Annotated in this window: 19 protein-coding genes; 7 read left to right on the forward strand and 12 right to left on the reverse strand. The window is 41.8% G+C overall.

Annotated features, from left to right (window positions below; all coding sequences use genetic code 11):
- Nucleotides 1-178 precede the first annotated feature (178 nt).
- The 5 genes from asnB (at nt 179) to AC51G0_RS22480 (ending at nt 6,442) form a co-directional block, all read left to right on the forward strand.
- Nucleotides 179-2,131 (forward strand): asparagine synthase (glutamine-hydrolyzing), encoded by a 1,953-nt coding sequence (gene asnB / locus AC51G0_RS22460; protein WP_496303874.1) that lies wholly within the window; start codon nt 179-181, stop codon nt 2,129-2,131.
- 25 nt (nt 2,132-2,156) lie between these two features.
- Nucleotides 2,157-2,402 carry an acyl carrier protein gene (locus AC51G0_RS22465; RefSeq protein ID WP_496303875.1) on the forward strand — a complete coding sequence of 82 codons (246 nt, stop codon included), beginning with the start codon at nt 2,157-2,159 and terminating at the stop codon, nt 2,400-2,402.
- A 52-nt stretch (nt 2,403-2,454) separates the two neighbouring features.
- The gene (locus AC51G0_RS22470) at nt 2,455-4,026 is read left to right on the forward strand and encodes a class I adenylate-forming enzyme family protein (RefSeq protein ID WP_496303876.1); all 1,572 of its coding nucleotides are present in this window, start codon (nt 2,455-2,457) and stop codon (nt 4,024-4,026) included.
- A 43-nt stretch (nt 4,027-4,069) separates the two neighbouring features.
- Nucleotides 4,070-5,068, forward strand: coding sequence for an NAD(+) synthase (gene nadE, locus AC51G0_RS22475; RefSeq protein ID WP_496303877.1), 999 nt, complete (start codon nt 4,070-4,072; stop codon nt 5,066-5,068).
- A 249-nt stretch (nt 5,069-5,317) separates the two neighbouring features.
- Nucleotides 5,318-6,442, forward strand: coding sequence for a sugar-transfer associated ATP-grasp domain-containing protein (locus AC51G0_RS22480; RefSeq protein WP_496303878.1), 1,125 nt, complete (start codon nt 5,318-5,320; stop codon nt 6,440-6,442).
- Nucleotides 6,443-6,580: 138 nt separating this feature from the next.
- Here AC51G0_RS22480 and AC51G0_RS22485 read toward each other — a convergent pair whose 3' ends face one another.
- The 5 genes from AC51G0_RS22485 to AC51G0_RS22505 form a co-directional block, all read right to left on the reverse strand.
- Entirely contained in the window at nt 6,581-9,493 is a 2,913-nt protein-coding gene (locus AC51G0_RS22485; protein WP_496303879.1) for a heparinase II/III domain-containing protein, read from the reverse strand.
- Nucleotides 9,494-9,737: 244 nt separating this feature from the next.
- Entirely contained in the window at nt 9,738-10,217 is a 480-nt protein-coding gene (locus AC51G0_RS22490; RefSeq protein ID WP_496303881.1) for an acyl-CoA thioesterase, read from the reverse strand.
- A 95-nt stretch (nt 10,218-10,312) separates the two neighbouring features.
- Nucleotides 10,313-11,734 (reverse strand): methyl-accepting chemotaxis protein, encoded by a 1,422-nt coding sequence (locus AC51G0_RS22495; RefSeq protein ID WP_496303882.1) that lies wholly within the window; start codon nt 11,732-11,734, stop codon nt 10,313-10,315.
- Nucleotides 11,735-11,796: 62 nt separating this feature from the next.
- The gene (locus AC51G0_RS22500) at nt 11,797-12,219 is read right to left on the reverse strand and encodes a hypothetical protein (protein ID WP_496303883.1); all 423 of its coding nucleotides are present in this window, start codon (nt 12,217-12,219) and stop codon (nt 11,797-11,799) included.
- Between the two features lie 247 nt (nt 12,220-12,466).
- Nucleotides 12,467-13,363: a cation efflux transmembrane domain-containing protein gene (locus tag AC51G0_RS22505; protein ID WP_496303884.1), complete on the reverse strand. Its 897-nt coding sequence runs from the start codon at nt 13,361-13,363 to the stop codon at nt 12,467-12,469.
- 184 nt (nt 13,364-13,547) lie between these two features.
- Between AC51G0_RS22505 and AC51G0_RS22510 the strand changes: the two genes are divergently transcribed.
- Complete coding sequence (locus AC51G0_RS22510) at nt 13,548-13,715, forward strand: hypothetical protein (protein ID WP_496303885.1); 168 nt, start codon at nt 13,548-13,550, stop codon at nt 13,713-13,715.
- A gap of 247 nt (nt 13,716-13,962) precedes the next feature.
- On the opposite strand, the gene AC51G0_RS22515 is transcribed toward AC51G0_RS22510, so the two are convergent.
- The 7 genes from AC51G0_RS22515 to AC51G0_RS22545 all read right to left on the reverse strand — a co-directional run bounded on the left by AC51G0_RS22515 (nt 13,963) and on the right by AC51G0_RS22545 (nt 22,951).
- On the reverse strand, nt 13,963-14,841 hold the full coding sequence (locus AC51G0_RS22515; RefSeq protein ID WP_496303886.1) for a LysR family transcriptional regulator: 879 nt from the start codon (nt 14,839-14,841) through the stop codon (nt 13,963-13,965).
- Between the two features lie 107 nt (nt 14,842-14,948).
- Nucleotides 14,949-15,761, reverse strand: coding sequence for a nucleoside-specific channel-forming Tsx family protein (locus tag AC51G0_RS22520; protein ID WP_496303887.1), 813 nt, complete (start codon nt 15,759-15,761; stop codon nt 14,949-14,951).
- A gap of 65 nt (nt 15,762-15,826) precedes the next feature.
- Nucleotides 15,827-16,999 (reverse strand): Ldh family oxidoreductase, encoded by a 1,173-nt coding sequence (locus AC51G0_RS22525; RefSeq protein WP_496303888.1) that lies wholly within the window; start codon nt 16,997-16,999, stop codon nt 15,827-15,829.
- Between the two features lie 255 nt (nt 17,000-17,254).
- Nucleotides 17,255-18,394: an arginase family protein gene (locus AC51G0_RS22530; RefSeq protein ID WP_496303889.1), complete on the reverse strand. Its 1,140-nt coding sequence runs from the start codon at nt 18,392-18,394 to the stop codon at nt 17,255-17,257.
- A 134-nt stretch (nt 18,395-18,528) separates the two neighbouring features.
- Nucleotides 18,529-19,677: an arginase family protein gene (locus tag AC51G0_RS22535; protein WP_496303890.1), complete on the reverse strand. Its 1,149-nt coding sequence runs from the start codon at nt 19,675-19,677 to the stop codon at nt 18,529-18,531.
- Between the two features lie 236 nt (nt 19,678-19,913).
- The gene (locus AC51G0_RS22540) at nt 19,914-21,485 is read right to left on the reverse strand and encodes a hypothetical protein (RefSeq protein ID WP_496303891.1); all 1,572 of its coding nucleotides are present in this window, start codon (nt 21,483-21,485) and stop codon (nt 19,914-19,916) included.
- 230 nt (nt 21,486-21,715) lie between these two features.
- Nucleotides 21,716-22,951: an MFS transporter gene (locus AC51G0_RS22545; RefSeq protein ID WP_496303892.1), complete on the reverse strand. Its 1,236-nt coding sequence runs from the start codon at nt 22,949-22,951 to the stop codon at nt 21,716-21,718.
- Between the two features lie 333 nt (nt 22,952-23,284).
- Between AC51G0_RS22545 and AC51G0_RS22550 the strand changes: the two genes are divergently transcribed.
- Entirely contained in the window at nt 23,285-23,635 is a 351-nt protein-coding gene (locus tag AC51G0_RS22550) for a hypothetical protein (protein ID WP_496303893.1), read from the forward strand.
- Nucleotides 23,636-23,701: the final 66 nt, after the last annotated feature.

Below are 23,701 nucleotides of genomic sequence, written 5' to 3' on the forward strand. Positions count from 1 at the left end.
TGAATAAATGGCAAAATTCTCGTCTTAGATTATGATTAATCCTATATGTTAAACACAAACTCAGTTTCAGGATCTTTTCCTAAAATAAGAAAAGAGAATCTAGCAATTACTGATCACTGAAACGAGACTACAATTCTAAATTGGCTGATTTTAAAAAACGGTCTAAAGGAATAGTACTATGTGCGGAATCGCTGGAATATTTGGTCTTCGAGAACAATTTCGATTAGAACGCGAAAGTCTTCAGGGGATGATCGAAATGCTCAACCATCGTGGTCCAGATGGTCAAGGCATCTATATTGATGAGAAAATCGGCCTGGCTCATGCCAGACTCAGCATTATCGATCTAGAAGGCGGTGCGCAACCTATTCATAATGAAGACAAGACAGTATGGACAGTGTTTAACGGAGAGATTTTTAATTACATTGAATTACGACAAGAGCTCATAAGTCGGGGCCATTCCTTTTATACTCATACGGATACCGAAGTAATCGTCCACCTTTACGAGGAGTATGGTGAGGATTTTGTCTCAAAATTAAATGGTCAATTTGCTATCGCCGTTTGGGATATAACAAACGAAAAACTAATTCTCGTACGAGACCGAGCAGGCATATTGCCCTTATTCTATACTGCCCTGAATGGTAAATTGCAGTTTGGTTCGGAAGTAAAGGCAATTCTTGCATCACAACAGGCCGCACCATCAATTAATCCAGCAGCTCTCGAGCAGCTAATGACATTTTGGTCTCCGGTCTCTCCCGGAACGATGTTTAAAGATATCTTTGAATTATCGCCAGGACATATTCTCGTCGCCCAACACGGCAATATTTCAACTCATCGCTATTGGGACTGGCGCTTCCCGCAAAAAAATGACTTCCGTATCGGTTCAGAATCAGAATTACGTGAAGAGTTGCTACATCTGCTTATTGACGCCACTCAAATTCGACTGCGGGCTGATGTCCCGGTTGGGGCTTATTTATCTGGCGGATTAGACTCTTCAAGTTTGGTCTCCTTGATTCATCACTTTAGTGATGCACCTTTGCGAACATTTTCCATCGGTTTTGATAGTAAATCATTTGATGAAAGAGAGCATCAAAAGCAGATGATTGAACGGATCAATGCCAACAATAGTCATATCATATGCCATGACCGAGACATTGCCGAACACTTCATCGATACCATTTGGCATACTGAATCACCAGTATTACGGACAGCTCCCGTACCTATGAAATTATTATCAAATTTGGTTCGGGATAAAGGCTACAAAGTTGTGCTGACCGGTGAGGGTGCTGATGAAATTCTTGGTGGTTACGATATTTTCAAAGAAAGTAAATTAAGGCAATTCTGGGCCAAACAATCTTCTTCTGCAATACGCCCAATGTTACTTAAACGGTTATACCCTTATCTGGATGTATCGCCTGGTCGCGCACAGACGTATCTGCAAAATTTCTATGGTGTGAGTCTTGATGAGCCTAATGCCGCTTTCTTCGGGCATATCCCTCGTTGGATCACGACATCAAAATGTAAGCATTTTTTCAGCTCCTCTTTCAAAGAGCAATTACAGGAAAATGCAGAAAACGTTTTAGCTGCGCATTTATCGCCGAATTTGAAAAACTGGCATCACTTTAATCGGGCGCAATATGTTGAGGCAAAGACTTTGATGGCAGGATATCTACTTTGCTCTCAAGGAGACCGTATGTTGATGGCAAATTCAGTCGAGGGGCGCTTCCCGTTCTTGGATCACCGCGTAATTGAATTTGCGAACCAACTTCATCCCAACATAAAAATGAAGGTATTAAACGAAAAATACCTACTCAAGCAGGCGATGAAGAAGTATATCCCAAAGAATATTGTACAACGACATAAGCAGCCCTACCGGGCACCAGACATAGCGGCATTCTTTTCAGGTAAAATACCTGATTACGTACACGAATTGCTAAGCAAAGATTGTCTCACACGTTATGGCTATTTCGATTCGAGAAAAGTAGAACTTTTGATGGCTAAAATCAAGGCTGGTCATGTCATCGGATTCAAAGATAACATGGCTTTTATAGGGATATTATCAACCCAAGTTTGGCACAATCTATATATTGAACAATTTTCGAGTAACTTCTCGAAACAGCAATATTATAAGTAATACAAAAAATAATTGGAGGTCAGTCATGACAATTAGCTCTATCATCCGAACCTATATTTTAGAAAATTTTCTGTTTACCGACGATGAGGCAGAACTAGATAGTAATGCTTCATTTTTAGAGAACGGTATCATTGATTCAACTGGCGTTCTTGAGATCATACTTTTTCTGGAGCAACAATTCGGAATTAAAATAAAAGATGAAGAAATGGTTCCAAATAACCTTGATTCTGTAGCGAACATAGTTAACTTCGTAGAGATGAAGCAAGGGTAAAAAGTAAGGATAATTAGTAATGTATCAATAACTCTGACAGGTATCGATGCTTATGATTAAGCCCAGAACGCATAGACTTGTTTCTGACAGTCTGAAATTTGCTACACATTCTTCACCTGATAAAGTTGCTGTGATTGCTAATGACGTTAGTTATACGTATCAGCAATTGCTTGAGGCAAGCCAACGGCTCGCAGCCCATCTATTATCGAGCGGTGTAAAGCGAAATGATCGGGTTGTATTATATATGGATAACACATGGGAATGTATTGTATCCATTTATGCCGTACAGCTCTGTGGTGCAGTGTTTGTAATAGTAAACCCACAGACAAAAACAGAAAAGTTGCTGTATATTTTGAAAGACAGCGAAGCCACCGCCTTGATTACCGAAAGCGCCTTGCACAAAGTATTTTTACCTACATTGTCTGAAACAACAAATCTCCAGACCGTGATCTGCTGTGGAGATCTCAAGGCACATACTGAACTTGTACGTTTTAAAAACATTGTGTCTCAGCCAGCGGATCTTGATATGCTGGAGAATGAGCAACCAATCACCTTGGATTTAGCTGCACTTATCTACACCTCAGGCAGCACAGGCGATCCCAAAGGCGTAATGCATTCACATCAGTCTATGGTGTTTGCGCTTGAAAGCATATCTGAGTACTTAAGGTTATCAAAGGATGATCGCATTTTATGTGTATTACCCTTAGCTTTTGACTATGGGCTTTATCAATTATTGATGTCGATATATATGGGCGCAACATTAATATTAGAGCGTTCATTTTTATACCCAGCTCAAGTTTTTCAAACAATGGTAAATAATCAAGTTACTGTTTTCCCAGGGGTTCCAACAATATTCTCAATGATAAATGAAGCTCATGGGCGAAGTCCTTTATTATTTCCAAATGTCACACGAGTTACAAATACTGCAGCAGCGCTACCGGCTGAATTCATTCCTATTATGAAAGATATTTTCCCCAATGCACTGATCTATAAAATGTATGGATTAACAGAATGCAAACGTGCAAGTTATCTTGAACCAGAACTTGTAGATAAGAAACCAACATCAGTGGGAAAACCAATACCTGGCACTGAAATGTTTCTATTAACTCCTGAAGGTGAAATATTGGAGTCAGGGAAAAAAGGTCAAGGAATTCTACATATTCGAGGTCCTAATGTGATGTTGGGTTACTGGAATAAACCTGAGCAAACAAACAAAACATTAAAGCCCGGTAAGTTTAGCAGCGAACGTGTCTTATGCACAGGCGACGTATTTTATCAAGATGAAGAAGGTTTTTTCTATTTCGTCGGTCGAAGTGATGACATCATCAAAACTCGTGGCGAAAAAGTCAGCCCAGTTGAAGTAGAAAACATCTTACATAGTATGGCTGGTGTCAAAGATGCAGCCGTAGTGGGTGTTGAAGATAAACTATTGGGTGAATTTATCCGAGCCTTTGTGTCATTTGAGGAAAATGTAATACTTGAGCAACAACATATAAAAAAACATTGCATGCAGCATCTTGAAAATTACATGGTACCCAAAGAAATCATCGTTATGCCAGAATTGAGCAAAACGACTAATGGTAAAATTGACAAGAAATCTCTGAAGCAATGGTCTAATACGTAAAAAACTAACTAAATGACCATTTTAAACAATGTCGAGGGATAACATGGATATTCGAGAAAAACTACAATTAGATGAAGCAGCGGAAGTTGACAAAATTTCAAAACAACTTCGTCTTAGTTTAAAAGGTAACTTGCATAAAAGGGGGTATATTATAGCGTTATCCGGTGGTGTAGATAGTTCAGTTTGTGCCGCTTTAGCTGTCAAGGCTGTTGGACCCAAGAAAGTATTTGCTCTACTTTTACCAGAAAAGGATTCGTCAGGTGAAAGTAGTCGTCTTGGCAAAATGGTCGCAGAGCAATTAGGCATTGAATACGAGCACTTTGATATTGCATCCACCTTAGAGGCTATTGGCTGTTATAAACAACGTGATCAAGCCATTCGTCGCATATTTCCTGATTACGCTGGTGATTGGAAATGTAAAATAGCCATCAGTGGTAGTCAAGATGGGCAATTCAATCATTTCAACTTAATTGTTCAAGATCCAGATGGAAACTTATTGCAAGAGCGCATGGGCTTAAATGAATATTTGCAAATCGTTGCTGCAACCAATTATAAACAACGAATTCGAAAAACAGTAGAGTACTTTCATGCCGATCGTTTAAATTATGCTGTTCTTGGTACCCCAAATCGTCTTGAATATGATCAGGGTTTTTTTGTTAAAAATGGAGATGGGGCCGCCGATATAAAACCCATTGCTCATCTTTATAAAACACAAGTCTATGCATTAGCTCGGTATTTAGATTTACCTTCAAAAATATGTGAAGCAGTACCATCTACCGATACATATAGCTTGGATCAAGGGCAGGATGAATTTTATTTCTCTTTACCCTACGACAAAATGGATATTGCATTATGGGGATATAACCACAATGTATCATTGAGTGAATTAAGTGAAAGCTTATGTATATCAAATGAACAATCCAAGCGTATATATTGTGATATTGAAACGAAACGTAAAACAACAGCTTATCTTCATTGGAACGCTTTACTCATCGAGCCAGTTAGTGGGCCGGTAAAAAAACCAGACCCAACTAGTCGTTAACAAGATAGTTGTATTTGGGCATTTACTCCTTACAGGGAAGATGACCCAATAGAAAGTTGTACTTACGGGCAAATGATATCGTTAGTTGCGAATTTAATCATAGATTAGTATATCAAGGTTTTCATTCATGGATATATATCAAGCCGTTTTGATTATAAAGGACTCAGACTCTGCCAGATCTTCGTCCGATCATTATAGAAAACAATCGAATTATCAAAGAATTAGTGAAATTATTGGAGCTACCAATCTATGAAATATCTAAGCCGTATTAAACACTTTCTTGTTGATTATGCGCGTTATATGTACTTTGCGACAAGCAATGACGAATATAAGGCGAACATGAAAAGATACAGAACGTGTCCAAACAAAAAGCCAAGAAATCAAATAAAGACTGAGCTGCGCGAATTACATAATTACTGGGGTTGCATCCCAATGCAATATTATGCACATGACTTTTACTCAAAAGATTGCCACCTCTCTCTCGATGAAATGAAGACATACATTCCTGGTTACTACTATTACAAAGTGCTTCACCCTGAATTTGATAGCATCAAGCAAGCATTGTTGCTTTGTGAAAATAAAATAATCATGCACACCATGCTTCAGGGTTTAGGGCTTCCGACAGCAGAGGCAATATTCATAAAGAAAGCAGGCACTCTATTAGATACATCAGGTAATGTTGTAGACGATTCCAAGTCGGATACAATATTGTCAAACAATTTAAGTGATAGAATTTTTGTTAAACCAATCGAAGGTCGAGGTGGTAAAGGCATCATTGTTGGCACTAAAAATGAGAAAGGTCATTACGAAGCTAAAGGAAATATCATAAATTTCAAATACCTATCTTCATTAAAGGGTGATTACATCATTGAGTCAGGGTTAAAGCAGAATGAATACTTAGATAAGGTCTATCCCAACAGCATTAACACATTAAGGGTTGTTACGAAACGTGATAAAAATGGTGACACCGAGATCGTTGCAATAACATGCCGAATGGGCATAAAAGGCATGCAGATAGACAATGGTTCTGCAGGTGGTATATCGATAGGGATTGATAAAAACTCAGGTAAAACTGCAACAGACTATGCTCAATATGCCTTAGGTGATGAAAAATTTTATTGTCACCCTGATACTGGCTTCCAATTTTCCCAGTTACAAATTCAGAACTGGGATGATATCAAGAAAGAAGTTTTGAGTTTTTCTAGAAAGTTGGTTCTCATTAATCTTGTTGGCTGGGATATTGCGCTTACCGATAATGGTCCGGTCGTCATTGAGGTCAATACATTATCTGCGTTAGATCCAATGCAGACATTACTCGGCGGATTTAGGGATATATTTGTCTCCGATAACCCGAAAGAGAAGCTATATTCATGAAGGTAACTCATGATGATCACCAAGCCTCAGTCATAAGTGAGGGCAGAAATTTATCTCTGCCCTAAAGTCATGCTGTGAACAGAAAACAATCAGCCACCCTATCCCCAGCTGATTGGTTTAACGAAAGTTACTTGCCTATCAATGCGTTCCGTTCGGAGAAACATTAACCAAGCCTTCCATCGCATCCTCTTCATCTAGATATAATGTGCCTTCCGATGTACTGCGATATCTCCCCAACTTATCTTCTGAAATCTGTACCTGCTCTTTTGTATTAGTGACACTATAGCGAGTGTAAGGAAGCAGACCAATCACCAGTAATTTGTGATAGCTCTTGTCGGCTGTGATATTAAGAACTTGGTCAAGATCAACATTACTTATTACAAAGACAACTAATGTTTTTTCAATATCATCCTTGTCCCTTACAAGTACAGCATCTAAATGTTCAGAGGAAATATAATCAGCTTGCACTTTTTCAACAACAGATCCGTTATCATCGGTAACAGAAAGAACATGTAAAAAACGGTCATCTAAGCTAGGATTTACCGGACTGACTTCTACACGCCACTGACCCGCTTCTCGCAGAACTCGCGCACTTGCGCTATTTTCATTGGCTCCCGTTTTCTTCTCAATATAATTACGCCCCTGAGGAATGCAATCACCTTTTATACCAACGCATTGACCATCATCATCAACCCAAAACTCATAACCTGGCCCTCCAATAATTTTTATATGATTCATGGTAGGCAATAATGTTTGCTGATAAAGGCTTGCTTTATCTTTGGAGTCCATTCCTCTATCAATAGAAACCTTCACTGTATCGGTCGTGTCAGATGCCTGTTCGCTGTTATCTATGAAAGTAGGCTTATTAATACTATGTAGTAAATATGTTTTCTTAAAGTCTTTATTTTTTGAAATCACCTTATCATATACGATAACTACAGGGTGACTGCCAGAGTGATTACGTAACGAAACCAAATGACGTTGAAACAGTTCTACTTTATTATTCTTGTACGCTTTTGTTGCATCTCCCATAGTATAGGTGAAATCTTTATGTTCCTGGAAATTTATAATACCATCAAGATGACTAGAACCTCCTGCTTTCATCTCTTCTAAGGTAGGGTAATGAGAATCGCGGATAATTTGTCCGCCATCGTTGGAGAGGTTATCTATCTGATTGATCCTGAATTTTTCATTTTTATCGTAAACCAACATAGTATTGTGAGCCACACTACGAGTGTAGTAATTTCTCCAATGTTTACTTCCATAACCTCCCATTACGCTGTAGCCACCGGAATCTATTGCCAATGGCCCCTTATAAAAAATCGTAAAAGAGTTTTGATCCCTATGATGGTGATTAATTGAAGAAAATGAAGTGGACTTAAAGACTGTTAACGTATTCTCTGAAGGTTCCCATGAATCACGAATGATTACTTGCCCAGAGTTGTAAAAATGGCGCGACAAAGGTAATTTTATGGCTTTAGGTACTCTTGTTAGATCAGACTCTAAGTAGAGCAGATCCCAGTATGAGCGGTCTTGCGGCATTGTTTTATAAAGCCACTTAGCATGCTCATTATTGTAATAAGTTAAAGCTATCAGTATTGGGAGCCCTTGGTTATGTCGATTGTAATTAGTCGCCCAGGTATCGCCATAATAAGGAAAGTTATGATAACCACCTGCTCTATAACTTCTATAGTTATTGGTGTTTCGCATTCCATATAGGTATATGAAAAACCTGTCACCATGTGATTTCTCAAACCATGAATCCTCGTTAGTCGCATATTCCCATATTAGATGCGCTTCTAAAGACCCATAACTTATGCCATAACTCCAGTCTTTTTCATTACCACCATTGGTCGACACCCATGATAAGTAAGGGTTATAGCCTGATTCGAAATTATTTAGTACTGTTTCCAAGTAATTATAATATCGTTGTTGAAATTCAGCAGTAGTGTTAGGAATGTCATGGTATATAGCCAATAAGGCCGCCAAAGCGTATATATTAGCTTTTCGGCTGTGCCCTCCTGTATATGATGGATTTGAGAAATAGTGTGATCGATTTTCCAAGTAATCCATTTGTTTTATTATTTCTTCACGGATTGCGCTCTTTTCATCTTCATTTAAATGTGCATATATCCAGTCATAGATTATGCCTAATACACCAAACGTTTTTCCACGCAGGTTGTTATCACTAGTTTTACTATTAAATTCTATAGTAGCGAGAGCGAATTCACGCGCATACTCTACAGATTCTGGCGTATTGTTAAAATAAGCTTTAATGCCATAATACATAGATGCATCAAAAAACTCACCGAAATTACTATAACGGCTCACTTTGCATACCATATATGCTCTAGTGTCAGCCCCCCCATTTGAACAAGGATCTTCTTTATTATTATCGATATAGTATCTTTTCATAACGCTATCGATAAATTGCAAATCTTCATATTTAGCTGGCGATGAAATCAAATCAATTAATCTTGTGTCTACAAAGAGATAAGGATGCTTTTTTTTGACATCAAGACTTAGCATATTACCGCCATTTGTTCTTCGCCATTTGATAGGCTCAACAACAACCTTAGTTTCAGCCCGTAATGAGCTTGCACCCACATCATCGATAGCTATCGCACTGAATCTTTGGCTTCCCACATTCGGTTTAAGCGCAACTTCATAAGGAGGCTGTTTAAGTGTCTCTATTTCGTTACCATCAAGCATAAACTTAACAGCAGAAATCTGGCCATCACTGTCGCTAGCTGTAGCAATTAGTTTGAGTGTCTCTTGGTGAATGATCGTCGATTTGTTGCTATTCAAACTTACCGTAGGAGGACTATTTTCTTTTCTTTCTAGTATCGTAATTTCTTCACTGTCCCTAAGCTTTTCATTTTTACCACCACATGTCGTCAGTATTAGGATTATGCAAATCAACATCCACTTAAGCTGGGGATGAAGCTTATCAAAGCTATAGGTGAGTTTGGCATGGCTCTCTTTCGGTATATCATAGAGGGTGCTTGAGAAATCAGACCAAATGACGTTGTTTCTATCATTTTCAGCCATGATGACACTCCTTTATTATCCTTATGTTAGCCATCTGATGAACTGAATTAAAGAATAGTTCGGATTGGTGTTCTGTGTGACTTATTTGTGCTCACACGAGCTTTTTTGATTTCACGCGTTATAACCTGACCTTCATGATGGAATGTATAGCACATTGCTGTCGTTTCTTTGTTTTGGGAGCTTTTTGGTCAAAGCCTCAGCATCTCTTCTGAGGCTTCATTATCATGCTTAACAAAATACACTATTACCCTTTTATATGCCCTTCCATTTCCTGACCAACGTTTTTACGTACATCCATTAACCTAACCGCCGAGGCATGCATTTTTTTCTCATCCTCAGTCTTCGGTACCCACTCAGGTACTCTAATAGGATGGCCTGATTCATCAACAGCCACCATAATTACAATACAGTGAGTCGTTAGCCTTAAATCCAGAGACTTAGGATCACAAGCCTGAACATCAAGCGCAACATGCATTGACGATCTACCGGTATAAATCACCTTGGCGCTGACTTCCACCAGGTTGCCAACATTAATAGGGGCAACAAACTGGATCCCTCCAACGTAAGCTGTAATACAATAACGTCCGCTCCATCCAGCAGCACAGGCATACGCGGCTAAGTCAATCCATTTCATTACCGCACCACCATGGACTTTGCCTCCAAAATTGACATCGCCAGGCTCAGCCAAAAACCTCAGTGTGACTTCACGCTGCTCTCCAACCATATAATGACTCCTATAAATCTGTTATTACGATGCTAGTGATTTCTATCAATTCACTCTGTTGGCTTAACTTTCATGTTCTTTTGTCAAAGAGCCCTTCATTCCAACCTAAATTTTCTGATAACAGATTTTAATTGGCTGTTTGCCGTTGCAAGGTTGATGGTTTCATTAGTCGTTGATTCTCCGTTTGTTGTAAGTTCAACAACGATTTCGCGAATAGCGGTCATATTGTGACTGATTTCATTAGTCACAGAGCTCTGCTGCTCGGCAGCGGTTGCTATCTGTGTACTTAACTCATTAATATGACCCATAGCTTGGTCGACTGCATCCAAGTCCTTTGCTATCAAGGTGGCGTTTTCTTCTGTTTTCTCGCATGTTGATTTGGTGATCCCCATAGCGTCAATTGTTGCGCCTGAACCTGCTCGCAGGTTCGCCAACGTTTGTTCGATTTCAGCAGTGCTGGTTTGTGTTCGAGCTGCAAGCGCCCTGACTTCGTCAGCGACGACGGCAAAACCTCTACCTTGATCTCCGGCACGGGCGGCTTCTATGGCTGCATTCAATGCTAGCAAGTTGGTTTGCTCTGCAATTTCACCAATGATTGTCAGTACATTAGTGATCTCCGTAGTACCTTTGCCGATGTCTGCGATACGGGCAGAGGTATTCTTAACCTCCTCAACCATTTGAGAGGCTGTATTTGTTGCTTCAGTCACACCATCTTTCGACTTTGATACTTGCGTATTTGTTTTTTCGATGAATTGTGAAGCTTCTGATGCGTTGTTCGCAACATCACTCGCTGTAGTGCTCAATTCTTCAATCGCGGTAACAATCTGTTCTGTCTCGGTAGTGTGGGCTATTAATACTTCGTTGTTTGCATCTGTTTGCTGTTTAAGCTGCTCAACACTGCGGGAAATATGCTCTGAAGAGTGTGACACTTCCAACATCAGGGATTGTAGGTTGTCGATAAAGGTATTAATACCTTCTGAGATTTGGCCCAAATCATCACTGCTTGTAACTGGTAGCCGACGGGTGAGATCACCGTCACCTTTCGATAAGTCAAATACAACGTCTTTAAGTAACACTATTGGTCGATAGAGAGCATTTAATATAGCAATGATAAGTAGCGCAGCAATGAATACCATCATCAAGGAATAGGTAATCTCTTCGCTCAACGTTCCATCAACGGCAGCGTAAGCTACAGCTTTGTCAACGCCAATAGATAGATACCACTTTTTACCATTCACCAACTCGATCGACTGGGTGAAAAATAGCTTTTCTACACCATCAAGTGAATACGTTGTATCGCTCTCGTCTTGCGATAGCATTACTCTCTGCACATCAGCCATTCCAATGTCGGTTAGCCGGGTTCCAACAGTTAAAACTGATGAATTAGAAGCTAATGCTGTTCCCGTTTCGTCAAAAACTGCTGCCACTGCGCCAGGGAAATCAACACCTTTCAGGGTCTCAGCCAGGATAGATAACGTAAAGCTGCCTAGAACCACACCGTCCCCGAGGTTTTCCACAATAGAGACAACGGGTTCTCTTGTGCCTGCATCAAGATATACATCAGTAACGTCTAGACCGTTTACTGTCTTGCTTGTTGATACCAGGGCTGAGAGCGAGGATCATATTTGCCAGGGATCACAACACCATCAATCCAACTATTACTAGTTGCTGTTGAATATGCTTTTCCATCATCAAAGCCGAAAAGGATGACGGTTAGATCGCTTGCTTCCTTAGAGAACATTGCGATGTCTACATAGTTGTTGTCAATTTTTCCACTTTTATAATGAGAAGCTAATGAGTCGACAGCCAGGGCTTTACTATGGAACCAGTTTTCAATTTTCCTGGCTTCATATTTAACAATAGATTGTGATTGGGCATTAATTTTTTGAATAGTGCTATCTTTGATATAAACATAGTAGAGCCAGTTCGATGTGAATAAGCACACAGTGACTAACACTATTGTCGATATTATTATTGTTCTTTTAAATCCTAGTGACTTCATTTTTTCTTCGTTATTTGTTTGATTTTAGGAATAGAGAGTAGCTGAAGACATCGGGATGACCATAAACGTTAAATTACTTCATATTTCTCTCCAGTCATATTGCTGTTGTTTTAAGTCTGTATTAACAGAACTAGCAACTCCTATCTAACCATACTTCCTGACAAATATAATAACTTCATCGAATATTACAATTCTGGCTGCCAATAATTTTGACACCCGGTGCTTAGATTGACATCAGACAGCTTTATTACTCTTGTTCAATAGCCTCAATAATGATTTCAGTATATGACTCGGTATAATGACGACTTATTAACGTCCTAGCCTTTTGTTTCAGCTCCATGAATCTGCGCACGTTTATCTCATCTTCTTCCGGATTCAATATAATGGTGACCCAGGTATGTCGCCCTGTTTTTATTATATCCAAAGCAACGATATTGAGCTTGTATTCTAAGCTTAACAGAGCAATCTCTTTCTCGATCGGTGCAACAAACTCTTCACTTGGCCTGGCCAATAGCAATTCTCGCACACCACCTCTTACTAGTTTTATCGGCTCACCAATAAAGGCTAGACTAAATAGGATCACTAAGATTTGGTCTATATACCTAGATATCCAAGCCAATGATGTTGATGCAAGCAACAAGACGATCACAAGAGCTAGACCAATAGCGCCAGAAATCACAGCATTAATCAGCCATGCTTGTTTTTCAGCTTTAAGTAAATCAGATGGATTGGCTCTGTAGCCTAAATAACAAATGTAATAAAGAATAAAACAGCCAGCAACAGCTGGAAATACATAAATTGCCATTAGCTCAATAGCAGGCTCTCTGCCTCCTGAAAGCAACACAGGTAAATTGGATGAGATTGCGATTACAATTAATACCAACATGGAAATGCCCTTAATCAACACGATTAACGACTCGAAAGAGTAATACCCAAGCGGAAATTCTTGATCGCTTCCTTTTGATGTAAGATGGGCAATCCGGATGGAAAAAAAGGCGACAATGGCTGAAATTAAATTAAATGCTCCATCAAGCAAGATTGCTTCTGACTGTGAGTAAATGGACATTCCCAGCCCCCATAGCGACAGAACAAATGCACCAACCATTGAATATTTGAGCGACTGCTGCTCAGTAAAATCAGACATAACCTCACCTATACATTAATATGAAATTCAATACTAACGGATCGAACAACTTATAAACACCCCCACATTTAACCTATCTATACAACAGATACTAGCCATCTTTCAGACAGAAAAATAATTTGTTATAACATCTAAATAAAACAGGCACCACACAATATACATCATGCTATTAGGTTGAATTTACATGCAAGAGACTAAAAAAGAACAAGTTTCAGACGTTGAGAAAGAAAGAATCGCATTAATGGAAAGACTTAAAAACACCAAAAGCACGCTTAATTCTTCATCTCAAAGTAAAACCGACTCAGGAGAGTTATTATCCGTCGTAGTTAAAAGTACAGCTACATTTGAATAAAATCAGTTATCTGTTATAGAGGAGATATGCCTACACCTGAAGAGGCATATCTCAATTTCCTTATTGAATATACCCAACTACCTCAAGATACTCGTTTCAGCGAGAATTACTTTGCTACTAGGTCGGGCCGCGCAGGCTAGGTGCCGATTAGAAAATCTAGTGGTTCTAAATTAAAAATCGGTAACAACGCATAGAAGCCAAGTAAACTCGCCCCTTGGGAGTGAGGTAGCTTGGGTATATGACCATTCTAGAGTTTTATTTCTTTTAACAACTGCAGTAAATTTTTTCCCGCTGGCCCTAATGCTTGCTGTGTCGACCAAGCTATATCAACCCCCTGGTGCCAGGGCTGTGACTCAAAGTCCAGTGAAAGCCTAGAAAGAATACCGGACTCTATGACATCGCGTACCATTTCAGCAGGCAACGCCGTCCAACCAACTCCACTACTGACTAGCTGCATGGCTGATATTACATTCTCTGTTTTCCACACCAAGTCAGCCACTTGCCAACGATGCTGATCCTGCCCGTAGCGTCCAGTAAGCAAGATCTGTCGGTGCTGTTGCAAATCTCTCCAGCTTGGCGCTTTGATCTTCGCAAGCGGATGGCTAGCAGCAGAGATACACCACATTTCTAACGTACCGATACCGTAAAACTCAAAGCATGGCTTAGGCTTATCTAACTGGAGCAAGACGGCAAACTGAGCTCTTCCTTCTTCAAGTAACTGAAGCACATCACCCGCTCCCGCGCTCAAAATTTCAACTTCGACTTGCGGATATGCCAATTCGAATGCTTTAAGTTTGTCTGCCATGGCCTGAGTCATCGCCATGGATTCCACTGCTAGAGTGAGCTTTTGCTCAACACCCCGTTGAAATTCATCAGCCGTAGCAAGCAAAATTCCACACTCATTAAGAATGCGCTTGGCTTTCACCAGCAACGCCTGCCCATGCATAGTTAATACTGGCGAGCGCCCTGTTCGCTCAAACAAGCTGAGATTCAAATCCATCTCTAGATTAGCCACTGCTGTACTGACTACAGACTGTGCTTTACCAAGATGCCTTGCCCCCGCTGAAAATGAACCACACTCAGCTGATGCGACAAAAGCTTCCAACTGTTCAACGGAAAAGCGCATACAACAACCTCATATTTAATGCTTTGTTTATGTAAGTAACATTAAAATTAAACGCAGCAAGTTAAAGAGACACAGCAGTGCCTCTTTTTTAGCAACTCGATAGCTGATTAGAATTTATACGATGCTGTAAAGTAATGAGTAAAACCAGTCGATTCAAATTCCTTTGAATCTTTAATAAGATACCCATCTTTAACATAGTCTAGGCTGTAGCCCAATGCGTAACGCTCTGAATGCCAGAAAATACCATTGGACATGACACCGCCTTGTTTTGCAATAAACTCATTTCCATAGGTATCTACATCGAACAACCAATCCAAATAACCCTGGTAAGAAATAAAGCTGCCGTTATCGAAAAAGTAAAATGGCGTAAACCAGTTCATACTAAATTGATAACCATTCCATTTCCCTTCTTCCTCGGTAAAAAAGGCATTATTAATTGAGTGACGTGCATACAGGTTCATTCCCATTTTGCCTAACACTGGCACTTCAACGTCAGCACCAAGGCCAATTAATGTATCAAAAGCTGGATCAGAGATATTGTTGAGGTTTGAAATATATACTTCTTTTACCGGACCAAAGGAAAGATCTTGACCTGTCAGTGCATCCAGTGAAAAACGTGGTGCCAACTTCATGAAGAGATTTTGCTCACCATGCATATCACTGCTTGATGAATTTGTAATATCAAATATATCAACATAGCCATACAAATCGAGAAAACCTGAACGTCCACCAAATTCTACCTCGAGGAAAGTATCACTGAACCCATCTGGTCCATGTGGCTTTTGATCGATAACATGCCATAAATTGAATTGTGACCATTGATAATCATTTTTATGGATGTCATCAGAGTAATCTGCAGCCCAGGCACTAGACATCACAATATTGGATATAACAAATAAAGCGGAGAATATTTTTTTCATAATTTTGAATTCGTTTTTATTTATATATGGAATGAGCCCTAAGAGTAGGGCTCAACTTTAAAAAACTAATTACGCACAGTCGCAGCCGCACGTTCAGGGCCAACGAGAGATTCCCAGCGCGCATTGATTTCGTCAATACAACAACCATGACGTTCCAAGAAGGCTTTGTATCCGTCCCAATGAGAGTCCATAACTTCATGCTCGGTTTTACCTTCACGCATTGCGCGCAAGCCCCACTCGTCAGGAATATACACCTCAGAAAAACCTTTGCGTGGACGATTTTCTTTAATGGCACGGACAAAGCGGTCGCTTTTACGTTTTACTTCTTCGATTGGGCCAAAGTGGCTAGGATCGATAACCAGAATGTAAGAACCACCAACCGGACACGGCGCATCTTCTTTCAGGTAATCCGACGGCATTGCAGGGAGATCTGAACAAATCACCCCTTTCGGGTTGACGATGGCGGTCATCGCTTCATTCCACAAGTTCAGTGAATAAAGACGTGGATTGGTAAAATTCCAAGGTGCCTTACAGTCAGCAACTCGACCGTAGCCAGGGATCAACTCTCCCCACTTACGGGCATCCGCTGTTAGTTCTCCCGTTTCCGGATCAACAAGTAGCGGTGCCTTGAGATCACGATCGTTAAGAATAGCGTCAGAAATATCGGCATCATAACCTTCGCACAACTTCACAGATGTAACGAGAGGCAGCTCTTCACCACCGACACAAGCGGCATCAAATGGTGGAACTGAAATACCAAAGTCCATACCACCGAATGGTGCCGATAGCGGAACTGAGTTATTTGAGGTCATTGCAAACATGCCGGCTTCCATCGCCATTTGCGAGTAAGAAGAGAAAGAGCCAGCATCACAGTGGTTATGACCATATACGATAGCAATACCATGCTCGCGCGCTTTCTCGATGGCTTTTTCAGCCATCATTTTCACGGTATAGTGACCAGATGACTTGTTACCATTAAAAACAGCCCAAGTCGGTCCTTCAGACTCCATTTCTGGCTCAGCTTTAGTATTCAACACACCGGCTTCATAAGGGATAGTAATCGCTTCAATGACGCCCAGCCCCTGATAGATTTTTCCCTGCATGCCTGCTCGTAGCAAGTTATCAGCCACCGCATCGGCATGCGGTTGTGATGCGCCAACATGTTTCCAGCCTTCTGATACAACGAAGTGAAAATACTCGTTGTCGAACATCGTCGTTGGACTACTTTGCGTCGTCATGTTATTCCCTCTCGATACTTCTTAAGAATGAATGAGTTCTGCAGTACACCTACAGACCATGAATTCAATCTAATGAATTGAAGTTCGGATTATGAGTATCTAACCGTTAACTCAGGTAACAGTTACCCAAGTAAAGAACGATTGGTTAACTTGGTGGCGCAGAATTGTTGTGATGGCAAGAGGGAAGAGAAAGATCGTAAAAAGGCAGCTCAGTGGCTGCCTTCATATTGTACTGAATATGAGTGAAAGGACACCCTAGAACTCAATGTTCCTGCCAAAGTTCATTGGCCAATGGGTTGGACGCTTGATACCTTCGCGAATATGGCGACACTCAGCCAGCCAAACCAATAGCTCCCAGCCAAATGCCGCGGTTAATAGTGCATCTTTTTCATCACTATTTTTCTGGGGGGCAAACTCAGCAATGTCGGCGCCGACCAGGTTAATACGCTTGCTGGCACGCAACTTACGGAAAATATCATAGTACATGCGTGCAGACACGCCGAAAGGATCAGGGCTTGAATTAGCACTATGATCGAGAAGATCTAATCCATCGAGATCGAAAGTAAGATAAACAGGACGGCCATCGCCTTGTTTTTCTAAGATCTGGTCGACGATATAATCAACCCCCAAATCATAAATCTCATCAGCCAGGTAGAAGTTACCCCCAATCGCTTTTGCTTTACCTTGTTGAGTGGCACACCAGCGACCTCGCATCCCTAAACTGATGCTTGATGTAGGATCAATGGCACCTTCTGAAGCGAGCCGGCAGTACCAGTTACCAGAATAAGACTCGTAGTCGAAATCTTTACGGGTTAGCAGATCAAAGTGACCGTCGATATGGATCAGTGACACTGGACCATGAACCTTAGCTAAAGCTGCAGGGGCTGGATAAGCTACCGTGTGATCACCGCCAAAAAAGAAAGGCGTACAGTTATGGTTGATCACCATATCATCAACAACTTTCTGAATAGCACGCATCTCTTCATCAAGGTTAAACTGGCCCAAACCGTCCCAGTTACCATAATCAATGATATTGCACAGCTCAAACGGCATGGTGCCATCCTGATGCATCATCCCCATTCCGGTTTTAGATGCGTCACGGATAGCGGCCGGGCCAAATTTATGCGCGCCAGCATTCGGTGAACACTTATCGACGGTCAGACCATACATAACAATATCTGCGCCCTCAACAGTGTTTATATAAGGCGCACCGTAAGCTCCTACATGTTGTTTGCCCAGTAGGCTATACGCTTCAACGCCTTGTTCTGACATACGCTGCTGCATCGGTGTAATGTCATCATTGATATAATAATCAGCGTCAGATTTGTTCCAATATATATCTTTGTATAATTCTAACTTCTCAGGCGCAATTTCAATCCGTTTAGGCTCAAACATTTCACTTTCCTCTCGTTAGCAATTTGTGACTTCTGGGTATAAGGAATTAAGCTTTGGCATTCGTACTTGTGGCGGCGGAGAACAGGTTTTTCTTGGAAAAGCCCGCAGAATACGGGCTTTATCTTTATATAGGCTTAGAGTGAAACTGAGCCAAAAGCCTGTGGCCAGACTGTAGGTCGGTTTTCACCATTCTCTTTTTGTTTTTCATCGGCCAGCCAGCACAATAGCTCCCAGCCAAAACCAGCAGCAATGATGCCGTCTTTATCTGTTGGGTCAGTATCTGGCGTGTACTCGGCAATATCAGCCCCCACCAGATGAACCTTGCCTGACTCTTTTACCTTACGAATGATTTCATACACTTGAAAATGTGTCAGACCAAATGGATCGGGGCTTGAATTGGCTCGGCAATAAGCCGTATCTAACGCGTCTAAATCAAAGGTCAGATACGTTGGGCCACCATCACCACAGAGTTCCAGGATCTTATCAATCACAGGTTGAACACCATGATCCCAGACCTCATTGGAAGTAAATGCTGTTGTGCCAAAGGCTATATGATTCCCTTTTACCATCGCCGTCTGGCGTCCGCGTACGCCAACTTGTACCGTACGTTCAGGATCGGCATGGCCTTCTGAATACAACTTAGGTAGCCAATGACCAGAGGTATAGGGATAATCGAAATCTGCGCGGGTTGACAGATCATAGTGGGCATCAAAATGAATCACACGCAGCGGGCCATAGCGCTCGGCTAAAGCTCTCATCGTTGGGTACGGAATTGTATGGTCGCCACCAAATACTAATGGGGTCAGTTGTTTTTCAACTACTAAATTTGTCATCAGTTCTGTGAGCTGCTCAACCTCAGCTTTAAGCTCAAACTGACCAAGACAATCCCAGTTTCCGTAGTCGATGATCCTGCACTGCTCGAAAGGAATTTCGCCGTTGTCACCGACAGTCCCCATCCCCATTTTGCTGAGATGGCGTAAACGCTGCGGGGCAAATTTATGAGAAGAACCTGTTGGTGAGCATTTCTCAATCCCCATCCCATAAATAACCAGATCGGCATTATCAACATCTTGAGAAAATGGAGCTTGATAAAAGCCCAAATAATCCTTGTTGATAAAACTGAGCTGCTCAATCCCTTTTCCGTTTCCCTGCTCTTTCACCCGAGCAAGATAAGCCGCAACATCAGCAGGAAGATTGTCGGCTGCTGAAACGTTTTCCCAGATATGCTTGTAGTTAGCAACGCGATCCGGTTCGATGGCTGGCCATTTTTTTACTTCAGGCATTTGTCGTATCTCCATACTGAAAGCAATCGTTGAAGACAGAAGGTCACTTCCTCCTGTCGGTACAAACAAGTATTGCGAGAAATGGGGAGGTACGGATAGTGTGTTACGGTTTGTATCCCAGTAACAGGCGAAGAATCTGTTAAGACAATATTGAAGAAAAATGCATGGGAGGTGGCATCAATGCTCGAACATAGAAACAACACACCAGAAGTGTATTCTGGCGTGGTTTTGCATCCTTAACTATTTCGAATCTCTTTTAATGCAATAATCAGCATCTCTGACAGATCGGGAGCCACAACGTAACTGCTGATCCGTTGGTCTGCAGTCTGATCAAAGTCAGGACAAAGGGCCAATACTTGGTGATAGGCCAATTTAGCTTCTTGAACCAAGCCTTGTCGCTGTAGCGCAGCGGCCCTTAGCAACGGGGACCAAAACAGCTCAGTATGAGAAAACTGATCCAGCTGTTTAAGCGCGACGTCAAATTCACCGCGCTTAAAGTAAAACAGATAATGAGCCAAATTAAACCAGGCTGGCTGGTATGCATTAAGCCGCATTGACTGAGACATCAACGCCATACCGCGTTCAAATTTGCCTGCCAGGCATAAAAGCTGCCCGGCCAGCCCAACCATGTAAGCATTATTGGGGTTCAGCTCAACCACACGTTCAGCACTGGTTATTACACCGTCTCTATCAGCTTCTGCCTGATACAACAGAGCCTGCATCATCGCAGTCCCTTGCCGGTTAGGCTCCATTTCAATGGCCTTATTGGCATATTGAATAGCCGTTTCCCTGGCGTTCGGAATATCTTCGATGCCTAACGTAAACGCATCAAGATATAAAACAGCTAAGATCGTCGAAATTCCGGCATGTTCAGGTTCATTCCGATAGGCTTGTTGGGCGCATGACAAAGCACTATTGAAAGTGTCCTTGGTGAGTGCCATCAAATAATGACGATATTTAAGGCTAGCCTGATAGTAATTTGGCAGGCACAACGCATTCTCGTTAGTAATATGAAGCTTATAAAGATGACGGTGTATAACCCCGAAAGTACTTGCGATCTCACCGACAACAGAGCTGATCACTTCATCCAGCATCGTAAATAAGTCATGTTCCTGGTAAACAAAATCATAGCGCTCGGCCCAGATTTGCTGCCTGGTATCGCTGCGTTGCAGCAAGGCATGGACCCTCACCCGCTCGCCCAACTGACGAATATTTCCAGACACGATAAACAATGTCTCATCCTGCCTATCTTGGAAATACCCCTCGTTCTGTGCCAGGTTGGAGACAACATTCAGATTATCAAAACGGCTCAGTTCAAGGCTAATCTCGTCACTGAGCCCGCCGCACAATAACACCAGTTCAGGATCGCTGGCATTACAAGTAAAAGGAAGTACCCCAATCTTCGGCACTTGGCCAAATTGTCCCGCTTTGGGGGCCTCTCCTAATTTCTCATCTATCTCATTCGTTTCAGCTTTCAAAAAACGGATGGCATAGGAACCCTTGGGGATATCAAATATTACCGCATCGTCTTTACCCAAGGTTAAATAATAAGTCTCTAAAGCCCGGCGTAATCGCCCCATCTGAACACGCACGATAGGATCAGACTGGGAATCAAAACTTTGATCGCGTCCAAACACTTCGACAGCAATAGTAAACTGCTTGAGCCGATCACTGCGCCCCTCTATCTCTTCTTTTACGACATAACGAAGCAAGTCACACATCCTTGGAGCATTCTGGAAAGTGTCACTGTTGGTTATATTTTCAAGCTGCTGATATATCGCCGACTGAACATCAGCCGACTGTAACATTGATAAATCGATAGGATGCAAGCTCTCTCTCCGCGACGGCTATAACAAGGAGTATATTACACAATTACACCGGGTCGACCCACATCAACTCAAAGACCGAACCAAAGGAAGGCTTAACTATGTGAAGAGGTTACAAATCGGTTTTATTCGTTAGCTAATCTAGCGACCAGGGGATTGGCAGAGGAAGGTGGCAAACAAACCCTCGATGGGGTTTGTTTGCACTAGTGAAATCACACTGATTGGGCTGCCGCGATCTTCTGGCGGTGACGAATGGTCAAAGCTGCAAAGACGCCACCGGCAAAAAGAAGAACCGCTACAATGTAGGCAATAGACTTCCAGCCAATCCCTTCAGCCACAAAGCCTGAAGCTGCATTCCCCGCAGCATAGGAAATCGATATGATAAACATCAGTAGCCCCTGGGTCAGGCCTGAACCTACACGTGACAATTTGGCAATCGAAGACGGTGTTGTCATATCCCAAACAGTAATAGACATAACAAAGAGTACCGACAGCCCAAGAGGAATATAGGCAGCTACAGCTGAATCACTCAATGACTGCAAATACATCGCCATCATAGCTCCACCAGCAACCAGTGAGAACAATACCCATACGGCCGTACTACCGATACGTTTGACCAAAGGCTCAACAAACATAATCAGGAAAAATCCAGCCACTGCAGATACCGACAGCGCAACCGATGAGTCGGCAGGAGCGATCTCAAAGACCTTTTCCATGTAGTTAGGATACTGCCCCATGATCAGGCCCTGTCCCGCAACCAAACAGAAGATCGCCATCAAGAAAATGCCAAACTTGGAGAACAGGATCTCAATCAGACCGATCTTGCTAGTGCCTTCTTTTTCACTGGCAGAAGCAATTTTCTCGTTTTGTAGTGCGACTAACGCTGCTTGTCGTTTATTGGTTGTTGCAGTAACCGCAAGCAATACCAATACAACGGCTGCAATCAAAGCCATTATATCGATATAGCCCCACCCGGCTTCCATCAACATGGCCAACACCAACCCGGCAATAATGGAACCTAATACGTTCATCTGGACCAGTCGGGTCAGCTTACGGGTCTCTGTAACATGATCATAACCGGCAGAAACAATAAACGCTGGATTCATCATCAGCAATGCAGCCGAACCCAGACCAAAGAAGAACGCCCCGGCACACATCATGGAAAAGCTGCTGCCTGCAATCATATAAAAGCCTAAGGCAATCAGGTAAAAAACAAAGCCAGAATTTTGTACAGCCCGATGACCTTGGTGCTTATCCGCCCAAACCCCCATCAAAGGCGCTAGCAATCCTGCCAGGCCAAAAATTGCCATCGCAATACCAACTTTCTCCGCACTACCTGTCATATCCAGAATAAAAAGAGGCAGGATAATGGGGATAAAAACAATTTGGACCACGCCGTAAGTGAAGTGCGAAAAAAACCACGCTTCAATACCTAATTTCTTAAACATAATGAGAACTCCTTAAATGTATTTTTTGCTCTCGCTGAACTTGCGAACGAATGTATCAGAACCAATAAGGAGTAACTGTGAACTAAAATTTTCGCTAACCACCCTTTGTGGCGCCCAGTGTCAGTAATGCTGACACCAAACTTTTCCCTCTTTAAATAGATTGATACCAATCAATTCATGCCTACTTTTACTGACAACAGAGGCAATCTAATTAATCCCAAGTTCAATGCCTCAATATGACAGCTCTAGTCATCCTACAATTACTATGGATGTCCAATCAGCCTTGCCAATTCAATCTGCTTACATTGGTGATTGATTTAAGAGGAGTATCAAATGTCATTAACTATCCAAGATTGCCAATTCATATTAGACAACCTGTCGTCCATCCCTGACCACCAGCAACCTGTAGTCGCATGGCTTGATGAGAGTGTAGAGAAAAGTATTGAAGCGGCTCAACAGCGCCTAGACAAAGGTGATGTACCGAAGAGTATGACTATTGGCGCCATAGACAAAACTGGCCAGCACTGGAACTACATTGAGATCAGCCGAACGCCAATCGGTTTCATACTAAAACCCGATGAGCACTCTGGTGTGGAGCATGCCGCCGTTGAAAGGTATGAGCAGATCTTTCCCGCAGTAAAACACCTACTGAAACTACAGGGCAGCATGCAAAGTAATGACTGAAAGGCATGGCGACTCCAAATAACCTAAAAAAAACCAGCCATTTTTGATGGCTGGTTTTTTTATATC

The organism is Photobacterium sp. HL06, assembly GCF_059552575.1.

Bases quoted from the DNA above. Each gene is read 5' to 3' on its own strand.
- asnB (WP_496303874.1), top strand. From the start codon at position 179: ATGTGCGGAATCGCTGGAATATTTGGTCTTCGAGAACAATTTCGATTA.
- AC51G0_RS22465 (WP_496303875.1), top strand. From the start codon at position 2,157: ATGACAATTAGCTCTATCATCCGAACCTATATTTTAGAAAATTTTCTG.
- AC51G0_RS22470 (WP_496303876.1), top strand. From the start codon at position 2,455: ATGATTAAGCCCAGAACGCATAGACTTGTTTCTGACAGTCTGAAATTT.
- nadE (WP_496303877.1), top strand. From the start codon at position 4,070: ATGGATATTCGAGAAAAACTACAATTAGATGAAGCAGCGGAAGTTGAC.
- AC51G0_RS22480 (WP_496303878.1), top strand. From the start codon at position 5,318: ATGAAATATCTAAGCCGTATTAAACACTTTCTTGTTGATTATGCGCGT.
- AC51G0_RS22485 (WP_496303879.1), bottom strand. From the start codon at position 9,493: ATGGCTGAAAATGATAGAAACAACGTCATTTGGTCTGATTTCTCAAGC.
- AC51G0_RS22490 (WP_496303881.1), bottom strand. From the start codon at position 10,217: ATGGTTGGAGAGCAGCGTGAAGTCACACTGAGGTTTTTGGCTGAGCCT.
- AC51G0_RS22500 (WP_496303883.1), bottom strand. From the start codon at position 12,219: ATGAAGTCACTAGGATTTAAAAGAACAATAATAATATCGACAATAGTG.
- AC51G0_RS22505 (WP_496303884.1), bottom strand. From the start codon at position 13,363: ATGTCTGATTTTACTGAGCAGCAGTCGCTCAAATATTCAATGGTTGGT.
- AC51G0_RS22510 (WP_496303885.1), top strand. From the start codon at position 13,548: ATGCAAGAGACTAAAAAAGAACAAGTTTCAGACGTTGAGAAAGAAAGA.
- AC51G0_RS22515 (WP_496303886.1), bottom strand. From the start codon at position 14,841: ATGCGCTTTTCCGTTGAACAGTTGGAAGCTTTTGTCGCATCAGCTGAG.
- AC51G0_RS22520 (WP_496303887.1), bottom strand. From the start codon at position 15,761: ATGAAAAAAATATTCTCCGCTTTATTTGTTATATCCAATATTGTGATG.
- AC51G0_RS22525 (WP_496303888.1), bottom strand. From the start codon at position 16,999: ATGACGACGCAAAGTAGTCCAACGACGATGTTCGACAACGAGTATTTT.
- AC51G0_RS22530 (WP_496303889.1), bottom strand. From the start codon at position 18,394: ATGTTTGAGCCTAAACGGATTGAAATTGCGCCTGAGAAGTTAGAATTA.
- AC51G0_RS22535 (WP_496303890.1), bottom strand. From the start codon at position 19,677: ATGCCTGAAGTAAAAAAATGGCCAGCCATCGAACCGGATCGCGTTGCT.
- AC51G0_RS22540 (WP_496303891.1), bottom strand. From the start codon at position 21,485: ATGTTACAGTCGGCTGATGTTCAGTCGGCGATATATCAGCAGCTTGAA.
- AC51G0_RS22545 (WP_496303892.1), bottom strand. From the start codon at position 22,951: ATGTTTAAGAAATTAGGTATTGAAGCGTGGTTTTTTTCGCACTTCACT.
- AC51G0_RS22550 (WP_496303893.1), top strand. From the start codon at position 23,285: ATGTCATTAACTATCCAAGATTGCCAATTCATATTAGACAACCTGTCG.